Raw genomic sequence first — 11,649 nt, 5'->3', positions numbered from 1 at the left:
AACATCGGCAATTCGGTTTTAGCTTTGACGGGACAAGCTGCGCACACGCCGACCGAAGATGAAAATCGGTGACAGCACCAGTGGCAACGCAACCACCACGATACTGGTAAGTTTGGGGTTGGTGATAAACAGCAAAACGACACCGCCGATCACCATCAAGCTGTTGCGCAGAAACAAAGAAAGCGAAGAGCCGATCACCGATTGCAGCAACGTGGTGTCGGTGGTCAGCCGGGACTGGATTTCCGAACTGCGGTTATTTTCATAGAAGCCTGGGTGCAAGCCGATCAGGTGATTGAAGACTTGGCGACGAATATCGGCCACCACACGCTCACCGATCCACGACACCAAATAGAAACGCACGAACGTTCCCACCGCCAAGCCCAGCACCAGCAGTAAAAACAAGCCAATGGACTGGTTGAGCATGTGCGGCGACTGGGTCATAAAGCCTTTGTCGACGAGCAAGCGAATGCCCTGCCCCATCGACAATGTGATCCCCGCGGTGACAATCAAGGCCAGCAAGGCGCCAAGAGCGTACCAGCGGTAAGGGGCAACAAAATGGATGACCAAGCCAAGGGCACGGCGTTGATGGGGGGAAAGCATCGAAGAGTTCCTAGGCATAAATGATCTAAAGTGAGACTGGAAGTTTCGAGATTTTTCTGTTGGACTGGGCCCCTCTACCGAGTTGTGTAACGACTTGGTCACTTAACGGATCTAAAGTAACGCTTCACCCTGATGAGGAGACAGGCCATGGAATCAATCAACGCTCAAGCAGTACCGGTAGTTCGTACCCACCAGCAACCGTCGCTGGGGTGTGCAGTTATCGACGCTGAAGGTAATGAAGTTCTGATCACTGAAGAGATGATTCAGAACGCCTGCCAAGAACTGGAGCAGCGCTTGGTCAAGCCTGCGAGCCAAGACTAAACCTGACACCTCCCGTAAGAGCGAGCTTGCTAGCAATCATTTAAAAGATCGCAAGCAAGCTCGCTCTTCAAGCTTTACGGCACCAGCACCCCGCCCAACGCTTTGACCAATTGTTGCAAAGCCATAGACTCGCCTTCGAGGTGCACGTGTAAGCCTTCAATTTCACGACGCACCGGATAATGCTTACGTAAAGCATCAAACGCGAGTTTCTGTTCTTGGACATTGCCCACCAGGCTGCGCCGAAAATCCGCATCATCGCGGCGCGGGTCATAAACGCCGCGGCATAGCATGGCCAACGCCCAAGCCGGATCACACTCTGCACTCAATTGAACCTTGGCCAGCCAAGGCGCGGGCAGCAAGTCTGCAAGTTTAATCACAGCCTCCTGACCGAGAAAATCACACAGCGCTTGATAGATTTGCGCAGTGCCACGCTGCTTGCCGTCCAGACTGTATCCGGCGATGTGCGGGGTCGCCAGCACGCACAGCTCAGCCAGTTCCACATCGACCTGCGGTTCGGCTTCCCACACATCCAGCACCGCTTGCAAGTCTTCGCGCTGAATCAGTACTTCACGCAAGGCGTTGTTGTCGATCACCGGGCCGCGGCTGGCGTTGATCAGCCAAGCGCCCTGTTTAAGCTGGTTTAAACGCTGTTGATCGAATAAATGCCACGTCGGGTGCTCACCTGTTTTGTCTAGAGGCGTGTGTAGGCTGATGACGTCACAGCGCTCAATGATCTGCTCAAGGCTGACGTAACCGTCACCCTCAGCTGCCTCGCGCAGCGGGTCGCAGACCAGCACCTGAAAACCCAACCCTTTCAAGACACTCACCAGACGCCCACCTACTTCACCGGCGCCGATCACACCGTAGATGCGCTGAGTCAGATCAGCGCCCTCAATCTCGGCCAGTGTCAGCAAGCTGCCGAGCACGTAATCAACAACCCCTCGCGCATTACAACCCGGAGCACTCGACCATTGAATACCGGCCTGCTGAAAGTAGTCGATGGCGAGGTGGTCGGTGCCGATGGTGCAAGTGCCTACAAAACGGACCGCACTGCCTTCAAGCAAATCGCGATCAACTTTGGTCACCGAACGCACCAGCAGAACATCCGCATCATGCACGTCGGCCCTGGTGATCTGGCGCCCCGGCAAGCGGCGAATTTCACCTAGCTCAGCAAAAAATGCGTCGACCAACGGGATATTTTCATCAGCAACAATCAGCATGGCAGGCTCCTTTCAAGGAGTGGCAGTGTAGGCGTTGTCGAGCGCAATGGGCCAGTGGCCTTAAGCGGTTGTCGAGGCTGCTTCAGCGCCTGATTACATATCCACTACTATTGCGCGACCACGGGGGCCTTGCGCTTGGGTACAATTGTCGGCTTTGCGTGTTAACCATTGTGGATACACACCTGTGAATTCTGTAACTCAATCATCCTCGTCTATTGCTGTCAGTCGCCCGGTACGGGTGCGCCGCGAAGTAAGTGCGCTATTGGCGTTGGCGTTTCCGATCATCATTTCTCAAGTCGCCACCACGGCGATGGGCTTTGTCGATGCAGTCATGGCCGGTCGGGTCGGCCCGCGCGACTTGGCGGCCGTCGCGTTGGGTAACTCGATCTGGGTACCTGTGTTTTTGTTGATGTCGGGCATCTTGCTGGCCACCACGCCTAAAGTTGCCCAGCGGTTTGGCGCCAACGCCCATCCTGAGATCGGCCCCATCGTGCGCCAAGCTTTGTGGCTGGCGGTGTTCACCGGGGGGTGTGCGGCGGCCTTATTGATCGGCGCCAAACCGCTGTTGCAATTAATGAAGGTCGACCCGCAGTTGGTCGAGCCGAGCATGGGCTACTTACACGGCATCGCCAGCGGCATGCCTGCGGTTGGCGTGTACTGTGTGCTGCGCTGTTTCAGCGATGGTTTAGGCAAAACCCGGCCGAGCATGGTGCTGGGGTTGTGCGGGCTGGCGCTGAATATTCCACTCAACTATGTGTTTATTTACGGCCACTTGGGCGTCCCCGCGATGGGCGGTGTGGGCTGCGGCTGGGCCACAGCCATTGTCATGTGGTTTATGGCGCTAGGCATGCTGGTCTGGACTTTTCGCGGGGCTATCTACCAGTCGAGCAAGGTCTATAGCCACTTTGAATGGCCAAAATGGGCGATCATCAAACGCCTATTGAATGTTGGCGTCCCCATTGGTGTGGCGGTATTTGCTGAGTCGAGCATTTTTGCGGTGATCGCGCTGTTGATCGGCAGCTTGGGCGCGACCGTGGTCGCAGGCCATCAAATCGCCCTGAACTTCAGTTCGCTGGTATTTATGATCCCGTACTCGCTGGGCATGGCAATTACCGTGCGCGTGGGCCAAGCATTGGGCCGCCAGCAGCCACGCGAAGCGCGGTTTGTCGCGGGTGTGGGCATGGGCACGGCATTGGTTTGGGCGTGTATTTCTGCAAGTTTGATCTATGTGCTGCGAGGCCCAATTGCCACGGTTTACACCGCTGATCCAACAGTGATCGAGGTGGCGACCATGCTCTTGATGTTTGCGGCGTTGTATCAGTTTTCAGATGTGATTCAAGTGACGGCGGCGGGTGCGTTGCGCGGCTACCAGGACACACGGGTGACGATGATTCTGACCTTGTTCGCCTATTGGGGAGTGGGCTTGCCCGTGGGTTACGCGTTGGGCTTGACCGACTGGCTCGGCCAAGCCAATGGCCCCAGCGGGCTATGGCAAGGGCTGATCGTCGGGTTGACCTGTGCAGCGCTGATGCTAACGGTGCGCTTGGTTCGTAGCGCCAGAAAGCGTATTCGCCGTGCGGCTTGAGAGGTAGAGGCGAGCGTTTAGCGATCAAAAGATCGCGAGCAAGCTCGCTCTTATCAAGCATGAAGTGGAGTTGGCGCAGGCTGCGATCTTTTGATGTTGCGGCATAAGATCAAAAGATCGCAGGCTGCGCCAGCGCCTACAAAAAGAGAGATGCGCGCGACAGTGCGGCATATGGACGACAGGGAATCTCCTACAGGGTTTTGAGTGTGTCAGCCCTGCTTCTTGCGTATCCAGTACAGGTAAGTGCCTGCTTCTTCTTTCTGCTCGATCAGCTCGTGGTCTAGAAAGACACAGAACTTGGGAATATCGCGGCGGGTCGACGGGTCGGTGGCGATGACTTTTAGTACGCCTCCAGGGGCCAAGTCGCGAATGTGTTGGTGCAGCATCATCACCGGTTCAGGGCAGTTCAGGCCGCTAGCGTCCAGAGTGGCGTCAATCGGCAGGTCAGCAAAACTCATCAGTAACTCCTGAATCAACGGGATTTCGGTTTTTTTACGTCCAGTCGACGCAAGTGGCAGGTGACTTCTTCACGGTCGTGGTACAGCTGCTTACAGCCAATCTCGACCTGAATGCCGCGCGCCTTGAAGCCGTCAGCAATACGTTCAAGCAAGCGGCGTACTTCGGCATAGCGTTGTTTCATCGGCAGTTTCAAGTTAACCACCGCTTCACGGCAGTGCCCCTCACCGATCCATTCTTCAAGCATCGCCGCGTTGCGCGCAGGCTTTTCAACAATGTCACAGACCATCCAGTCCACCGGCTGCTTAGGCTTGAAGGTGAAACCATCGGCCATCAAGTGTTGCACCAGCCCAGTGTCCATGAGGCTTTCTGCCATAGGGCCGTTGTCGATGGCAATGACGATCATGCCGCGATTGACCAACTGCCACGTCCAACCACCGGGCGCAGCGCCCAAGTCAACGCCGGTCATGTCGCTGTGCAAACGCTCGTCCCATTGATCGCGCGGGATAAAATGGTGCCACGCTTCTTCCAGTTTAAGGGTCGAGCGACTCGGAGCTTCACGCGGGAACTTGAGGCGAGGAATGCCCATCGGCCACATCGCCGAGTTGTTGGACTCTGCCAGGCCCAAGAACACTTCGCGGCCACTTTTGAAGGTCAGCAGCAGACGCGGCTTGTGATCGGCGCTTTCTACCAACTTGCCCGCTTTGAGTAACGCTTTGCGCAGATGCCCTTCGAATTTTTTACAGAAGTTGGACAGCTCTTTGCCGTCATTGGTGTCGACGACTTCCAGCCACAGGCTGCCGCACACCGGGAAGTCGGCCATGTGCTCAAGGATGACACTGATGCGGTCGGTTTCTGGCAACTCAACAAAACTGCCACGTGCCCATTGGCGCGGAAAAATCAGCTCGGCAAAACGTAACTGCTGCATCAGGCGTTCAGCGCCGCCTGCTTCAGTGCACACAAATTCGGCACAGGCCGCGCTCGGCTTAGCCTTGGCGTACCCCGCGACATTAAGACGGGCTGCATGCTCAGCGATCTCTGAGCAGACCTCGCCTTCAAAACCTGGGCGGCAATGCATAAAAACGGTGTTCATTGAATTACTCCTGGGCAGCGGGCGGGAATTGGCGCGCTGCGCAACCTTGCTCTGTAGCAAGGACTGTCACGAAAAGGCGGGCATGATAACTGAGTTCGGAACCTTGAAGCCGCATAGACAGTCCAGTTATTAGCCAGATCACTGAATGAGGGCTAGGTTTGTAGCTCTAGCGCCGTTCTGTTCGTTCCACAGGATCCGTGCCGTGCGGATCACAAGGAGTCATTTCATGTCATCCCTCGATAGCCTGAAAACCCTCTCAACTCTAAAAGTCGCCGATAAGACTTATCACTATTTCAGCCTGCCACTCGCTGCCAAAACCCTTGGCGATTTGAGTGCTTTGCCGATGTCCCTCAAAGTGCTGCTGGAGAACCTGCTGCGCTGGGAAGACGGCAAAACCGTCACTGAACCCGACCTTAAAGCCCTCGCCGCCTGGCTCAAAGAGCGCCGCAGCGACCGTGAGATCCAGTACCGCCCAGCGCGAGTGTTGATGCAAGACTTTACCGGCGTGCCGGCGGTGGTTGACCTGGCCGCAATGCGCGCCGCAATGGCCAAGGCCGGTGGCGATCCGCAGCGCATCAACCCGCTGTCGCCCGTTGACCTGGTGATTGACCACTCAGTGATGGTCGATAAGTTCGCCAGTTCCAGCGCGTTTGAACAAAACGTCGACATCGAAATGGAACGTAACGGCGAACGCTATGCGTTTTTGCGCTGGGGCCAGGATGCCTTCCATAACTTCAGCGTCGTACCGCCTGGCACCGGGATTTGCCATCAGGTCAACTTGGAATATTTGGGCCGCACGGTTTGGACTAAAGACGAAGACGGCCGCACTTACGCCTTCCCCGACACCTTGGTCGGCACCGATTCCCACACCACCATGATCAACGGCCTCGGTGTATTAGGCTGGGGCGTGGGCGGGATCGAAGCAGAAGCTGCAATGCTCGGCCAGCCCGTGTCGATGCTGATCCCGGAAGTGGTGGGGTTCAAGCTCAGCGGCAAGCTCAAAGAAGGCATCACCGCCACCGACTTGGTGCTGACTGTCACGCAAATGCTACGCAGCAAAGGGGTGGTCGGTAAGTTTGTCGAGTTTTACGGTGACGGCCTGGCGGACTTGCCGCTGGCTGACCGCGCCACTCTTGCCAATATGGCCCCTGAATACGGCGCCACATGCGGCTTTTTTCCGGTGGATGAGATCACCCTCGACTACTTACGCTTATCGGGTCGCCCGGATGACACGGTCAAACTGGTCGAAGCCTACTGCAAAGCTCAAGGTTTATGGCGCGAAGCCGGGCAAGAGCCCGTGTTCACCGATACGCTGGCGCTTGACATGGGCACCGTAGAAGCCAGTTTGGCCGGGCCTAAGCGCCCGCAAGACCGGGTCGCACTGCCCGATGTCGCTGAGGCTTTCAGCGAGTTTTTAAGCCTGCAATTTAAACCCGCCAGCAAAGAAGAAGGCCGCCTGGAAAGTGAAGGTGGCGGTGGCGTGGCCGTGGGGAATGCCGACTTGGTCGGTGAGGCCGATTACAGCTTGGATGGCAAAACCTATCGCCTGAAAAACGGCGCGGTGGTGATAGCCGCTATTACCTCGTGTACCAATACCTCCAACCCGAGCGTGATGATGGCCGCCGGGCTGGTGGCGAAAAAAGCCGTGGAGAAAGGCCTAAAAAGCCAACCTTGGGTGAAAACCTCACTGGCACCTGGCTCCAAGGTGGTCACCGACTACTACAAAGCAGCAGGCCTCACGCAGTACCTCGACCAACTGGGGTTCGCCTTGGTGGGCTATGGCTGCACCACCTGTATCGGCAACTCCGGGCCACTGCCCGAGCCGATTGAAAAAGCCATCACCCAGTCAGATTTGGCCGTGGCCTCGGTACTGTCAGGGAACCGCAACTTCGAAGGCCGCGTGCATCCGCTGGTTAAAACCAACTGGTTGGCCTCGCCACCGCTGGTCGTCGCCTACGCCTTGGCTGGCACAGTGCGGATCGACATCAGCAGCGAACCGCTCGGGGTTGGCACAGACGGTAAACCGGTGTACCTGCGTGACATTTGGCCGAGCCAACATGAAATTGCCGAGGCCGTTGCCCAGGTCAGTACGGGGATGTTCCATAAGGAATACGCCGAAGTATTTGCCGGTGACGAGCAATGGCAAGCCATTGAAGTGCCACAGGCCGCCACGTATGAGTGGCAGGAAAGCTCGACGTATATCCAGCATCCTCCGTTTTTCGAAAATATCGACGGTCCATTGCCGGTGATTGAGGACGTTAAAGGCGCGAATATTCTGGCGTTGCTGGGCGACTCGGTGACCACTGACCATATCTCCCCGGCTGGCAATATCAAGGCCGACAGCCCGGCCGGTCGCTACTTGCGCGACAAAGGCGTTGAGCCTCATGACTTCAACTCCTATGGCTCGCGACGCGGCAACCATGAAGTGATGATGCGTGGCACCTTTGCCAATATCCGGATTCGCAACGAAATGCTTGGTGGCGAAGAAGGCGGCAATACCCTGTACATCCCGACCGGCGAAAAGCTCGCTATCTATGATGCCGCTATGCGTTATCAGGCGTCGGGGACGCCGCTGGTGGTGATTGCGGGTCAGGAATACGGTACAGGTTCGAGCCGTGACTGGGCGGCCAAAGGGACCAATCTGCTGGGCGTCAAAGCGGTGATTGCCGAAAGCTTTGAGCGTATCCACCGCTCTAACCTAGTGGGTATGGGTGTATTGCCTTTGCAGTTCAAGCAGGATCAGAACCGTAAGAGCTTAAAACTGACCGGCAATGAAACCTTGGAAATCCTCGGGCTGACTGGGGCGCAGTTGCAGCCACAGATGAATCTGAACCTGGTGATCACCCGTGAAGACGGCCAGCAGGAGCAGGTTGAAGTTCTGTGCCGGATCGACACACTGAATGAAGTGGAATACTTCAAGGCAGGTGGGATCTTGCATTACGTACTGCGCCAGTTGATAGCTTCATAACGCTTGTAGCGAGTGGGCTCGCGATCTTTTGAGGGTTTGAAAGATCGCGAGTCAAGCTCGCGCTGACCGGTTTGTGCCTGCAACCGTGTTTATCAGCGCCATAGCAGCGCAAATATTAATTAAACAATTCCCTGCACGTGCCGACAGCCTGTCAACGTCCTGCGGATTGAACAGACATGCGTAACAACCAGCCCATCACCCAGCGTGAACGCACATTCCCCGCGCAACAGCGGTTGATCTCCACTACCGACACCAAAGGCATGATCACCTACTGCAACGACGATTTTGTCGACATCAGCGGGTTCACGCGTGAAGAACTGGTGCGTGCACCGCACAACCTTGTGCGCCACCCAGATGTGCCCTCGGCGGTGTTTGAGCACATGTGGAGTACCCTGAAAAAGGGTATGCCGTGGATGGGCATTGTTAAAAACCGTTGCAAATCCGGCGATCACTACTGGGTTAACGCTTACGTCACCCCGGTGTTTGAAAACGAGCAGGTGGTGGGTTACGAGTCGGTACGGGTCAAGCCCACGGCTGAGCAGATCCGCCGCGCCGAAGCGCTGTACCTGCGGATCAATCGCGGCAAATCGGCAGTCCCAAGCCGCGACAAGTGGTTGCCGGTATTGCAGGACTGGCTCCCCTTTATTCTGATCAGCCAACTGAGCTTCATCATCGGCGCACTGCTCAACTCCAGTTGGGGCTTTGCTTTGGCGGCATTACTCTCGATTCCATTGGGGTTGCTTGGCTTAACCTGGCAACAGCGCGGCATCAAGCGCTTGCTGCGCCTGGCCGAGCAAACCACCTCTGACCCGCTGATTGCACAGATGTACACCGACAGCCGCGGCCCACAAGCGCGCTTGGAAATGTCTATCCTGAGCCAAGAAGCACGCCTAAAAACTTGCCTGACTCGCTTGCAGGACACGGCAGAACAATTGAGTGAGAAAGCTCGTCAATCGGATGTACTGGCGCACCAGAGTTCCACCGGGCTGGAACGCCAACGGGTTGAAACTGAACAAGTGGCGGCGGCTGTTAACCAGATGGCCGCGACCACTCAAGAAGTCGCCAGCCACGTGCAACGCACTGCGGACGCCACTCAAGAAGCTAACCGCCTGACCGGTCGGGGTCGTGACATTGCGGGTGAAACCCGTGAGGCCATCGAGCGTCTGTCGGTGGTGGTGGGTGAAACCGGCGCCACCGTGACCCAACTGGCCAAAGACAGTGACGAGATCGGCGGCGTGGTCGATGTGATCAAAGGCATTGCCGACCAAACCAACCTGCTGGCCTTGAACGCAGCCATTGAAGCGGCGCGTGCGGGTGAAATGGGTCGGGGCTTTGCCGTGGTGGCCGATGAAGTGCGCCAACTGGCGCAACGCACCAGCACCTCGACCGGGCAGATCCACGCGTTGATTGCCAAGCTGCAACAGACCGCATCCACCGCGGTACAGACCATGGACGCAGGGCATCGTCAAGCACAAGAAGGTGTGGCTCGGGTGCTCGAAGCCGACGCAGCGCTGGTCGGGATCAGCGAAGCGGTGGCCAACATCACCGACATGACCGCCCAAATTGCTGCCGCCACCGAAGAGCAAAGTGCCGTGGCCGAAGAAGTCAGCCGCAACATCAGTACCATCGCCGACCTTGCCGACCAAACCTCAGAACAGGCCCAGCATTCGGCGCTATTGAGCGAAGAACTGGCGCAAACCGTCAATATTCAATACTCGCTGGTAGAGCGCTTTAACCGCTGAACCCGCAGGCTGCGATCTTTTGATTTTTTAAAAGATCGCAGCCTGCGGCAGCTCCTACAGAGATTTTGTCAGCCAGCCTGCAATGGTGTCAGCCGCACTGTTCAGATGCTGTTCATGAGTGAAGCCTGAGGCCTTGAGCGGCTTCAAATCGTGATCCCCCGCCACCAGCCACAGTAGCTCTATGTTCGGTGCCAGCGTGTAGGCATTGACTGCCTCGCGGTTGCCCAATGCGTCACGCTCGCCCTGGACGATTAGCGTCGGCGTGTGTAACTGCGCCAAGTGCGCGACCCGCGGTTTTTCCGGCTTGCCAACGGCATAAAACGGATACCCCAAACACACCAGCCGATCGACCTCTAACTCATCCGCCACCAAGCTGGCCATGCGTCCGCCCATGGACTTGCCGCCAATAGCTATTGGCCCAGCGACATGCCGTCGCACCTCGCGGTACACCTCGCGCCAACTGTCCAGCAGTTTGGCTTGGGGGTTTGGCGGCCTTTTTCCGCCATCTAGACGGCGTTGGGCCATATAGGGGAACTCGAAACGCAGGACGTTGACCCCGCGCGCAGCAAGGCGCTCAGCCATCCCGGTCATCCAGTCGCTGTCCATCGGCGCCCCGGCACCGTGCGCCAAGATCAAAGTTGAGGATGAAGGCGCGGGTGCCGCGCTCCACAGCCAACCCTGTGCCTGGACGCAGTGCGCCCATTGATCCTCGTCAATACCCAATTTGCCACCTACGCCCATGCTTGCCTCGCTTTAAGTCTGCCTATAACTCCAGGCGTGCGTTGAACTCGCCTGAACCGTGGATGGGGAACCATGAACACTTCTATCAGAGCCGCCTACAACTATAAGGTGGTCCGCCAATTTGCCATTATGACGGTGGTGTGGGGCATCGTCGGTATGGGGCTCGGCGTTTTACTCGCCGCGCAATTGGTCTGGCCCGAACTCAACTTCGATTTACCTTGGACCAGTTTTGGGCGTCTGCGCCCGCTGCACACCAACGCCGTGATTTTCGCTTTCGGTGGGTGTGCGCTCTTTGCCGCGTCGTTTTACTCGGTGCAACGCACCTGCCAAACCCCATTATTCGCGCCCAATATCGCCGCGTTTACCTTTTGGGGCTGGCAACTGGTGATTCTGCTAGCGGCCATCAGCTTGCCACTGGGTTACACCAGTTCAAAGGAATACGCCGAGCTTGAATGGCCGATCGACATATTGATCACCATCGTTTGGGTGGCTTACGCCATTGTGTTCTTCGGCACGATCATGCAGCGCAAAACCAAGCACATTTACGTGGGCAACTGGTTCTTCGGCGCTTTTATCGTGACCGTGGCGATTTTGCACATCGTCAACAACCTAGAAATCCCCGTCAGTTTCACCAAGTCCTACTCGCTGTACGGGGGGGCAACCGACGCGATGGTCCAGTGGTGGTACGGGCATAACGCCGTGGGATTTTTCCTGACGGCGGGCTTCTTGGGGATGATGTACTACTTCGTGCCCAAACAGGCCGAACGGCCGATCTATTCCTATCGCCTGTCGATTGTGCACTTTTGGGCGCTGATTACCCTGTACATCTGGGCCGGCCCGCACCACTTGCACTACACCGCGCTACCAGACTGGGCGCAGTCGCTGGGCATGGTGATGTCGCTGATTCTGCTGGCCCCCAGTTG

Annotated in this window: 9 protein-coding genes and 1 pseudogene; 5 read left to right on the top strand and 5 right to left on the bottom strand. The window is 57.0% G+C overall.

Going from position 1 to position 11,649, the window contains the following annotated elements; genetic code table 11:
• Positions 1-21: 21 nt before the first annotated feature.
• Positions 22-600 (bottom strand): annotated as a pseudogene (locus tag AQS70_RS03535) (ABC transporter transmembrane domain-containing protein); the annotation flags it as partial.
• Between the two features lie 147 nt (positions 601-747).
• Here AQS70_RS03535 and AQS70_RS23825 point away from each other — a divergent pair.
• Positions 748-921 carry a PA1571 family protein gene (locus AQS70_RS23825; RefSeq protein WP_055101543.1) on the top strand — a complete coding sequence of 58 codons (174 nt, stop codon included), beginning with the start codon at positions 748-750 and terminating at the stop codon, positions 919-921.
• 74 nt (positions 922-995) lie between these two features.
• Here AQS70_RS23825 and pdxB read toward each other — a convergent pair whose 3' ends face one another.
• On the bottom strand, positions 996-2,141 hold the full coding sequence (pdxB, locus tag AQS70_RS03525; RefSeq protein WP_055101542.1) for a 4-phosphoerythronate dehydrogenase PdxB: 1,146 nt from the start codon (positions 2,139-2,141) through the stop codon (positions 996-998).
• 184 nt (positions 2,142-2,325) lie between these two features.
• Between pdxB and AQS70_RS03520 the strand changes: the two genes are divergently transcribed.
• Positions 2,326-3,726, top strand: a complete 1,401-nt coding sequence (locus tag AQS70_RS03520; RefSeq protein WP_055101541.1) for an MATE family efflux transporter — start codon at positions 2,326-2,328, stop codon at positions 3,724-3,726.
• 209 nt (positions 3,727-3,935) lie between these two features.
• On the opposite strand, the gene tusA is transcribed toward AQS70_RS03520, so the two are convergent.
• Together tusA and rlmM are read right to left on the bottom strand one after the other, a co-directional pair.
• The gene (tusA, locus tag AQS70_RS03515) at positions 3,936-4,184 is read right to left on the bottom strand and encodes a sulfurtransferase TusA (RefSeq protein ID WP_055101540.1); all 249 of its coding nucleotides are present in this window, start codon (positions 4,182-4,184) and stop codon (positions 3,936-3,938) included.
• A 14-nt stretch (positions 4,185-4,198) separates the two neighbouring features.
• Positions 4,199-5,275 (bottom strand): 23S rRNA (cytidine(2498)-2'-O)-methyltransferase RlmM, encoded by a 1,077-nt coding sequence (gene rlmM / locus AQS70_RS03510; RefSeq protein ID WP_055101539.1) that lies wholly within the window; start codon positions 5,273-5,275, stop codon positions 4,199-4,201.
• Between the two features lie 226 nt (positions 5,276-5,501).
• Between rlmM and acnA the strand changes: the two genes are divergently transcribed.
• Together acnA and AQS70_RS03500 are read left to right on the top strand one after the other, a co-directional pair.
• Positions 5,502-8,243: an aconitate hydratase AcnA gene (gene acnA / locus AQS70_RS03505; RefSeq protein WP_055101538.1), complete on the top strand. Its 2,742-nt coding sequence runs from the start codon at positions 5,502-5,504 to the stop codon at positions 8,241-8,243.
• A gap of 176 nt (positions 8,244-8,419) precedes the next feature.
• Entirely contained in the window at positions 8,420-9,985 is a 1,566-nt protein-coding gene (locus AQS70_RS03500) for a methyl-accepting chemotaxis protein (protein WP_055101537.1), read from the top strand.
• 54 nt (positions 9,986-10,039) lie between these two features.
• Here the strand turns inward: AQS70_RS03500 and AQS70_RS03495 are convergent, their stop codons facing one another.
• The gene (locus AQS70_RS03495) at positions 10,040-10,726 is read right to left on the bottom strand and encodes an alpha/beta family hydrolase (RefSeq protein ID WP_055101536.1); all 687 of its coding nucleotides are present in this window, start codon (positions 10,724-10,726) and stop codon (positions 10,040-10,042) included.
• Positions 10,727-10,798: 72 nt separating this feature from the next.
• Here AQS70_RS03495 and AQS70_RS03490 point away from each other — a divergent pair.
• A partial coding sequence (locus AQS70_RS03490; protein ID WP_187331770.1) for a cbb3-type cytochrome c oxidase subunit I occupies positions 10,799-11,649 on the top strand: 851 nt, incomplete at its 3' end.

The organism is Pseudomonas endophytica, assembly GCF_001411475.1.
Classification (GTDB): Bacteria; Pseudomonadota; Gammaproteobacteria; order Pseudomonadales; family Pseudomonadaceae; genus Aquipseudomonas; species Aquipseudomonas endophytica.
This window is presented reverse-complemented; position numbering and strand designations above follow the sequence as displayed.

Bases quoted from the DNA above. Each gene is read 5' to 3' on its own strand.
- rlmM (WP_055101539.1), bottom strand. From the start codon at position 5,275: ATGAACACCGTTTTTATGCATTGCCGCCCAGGTTTTGAAGGCGAGGTC.
- AQS70_RS03500 (WP_055101537.1), top strand. From the start codon at position 8,420: ATGCGTAACAACCAGCCCATCACCCAGCGTGAACGCACATTCCCCGCG.
- acnA (WP_055101538.1), top strand. From the start codon at position 5,502: ATGTCATCCCTCGATAGCCTGAAAACCCTCTCAACTCTAAAAGTCGCC.
- tusA (WP_055101540.1), bottom strand. From the start codon at position 4,184: ATGAGTTTTGCTGACCTGCCGATTGACGCCACTCTGGACGCTAGCGGC.
- AQS70_RS23825 (WP_055101543.1), top strand. From the start codon at position 748: ATGGAATCAATCAACGCTCAAGCAGTACCGGTAGTTCGTACCCACCAG.
- pdxB (WP_055101542.1), bottom strand. From the start codon at position 2,141: ATGCTGATTGTTGCTGATGAAAATATCCCGTTGGTCGACGCATTTTTT.
- AQS70_RS03495 (WP_055101536.1), bottom strand. From the start codon at position 10,726: ATGGGCGTAGGTGGCAAATTGGGTATTGACGAGGATCAATGGGCGCAC.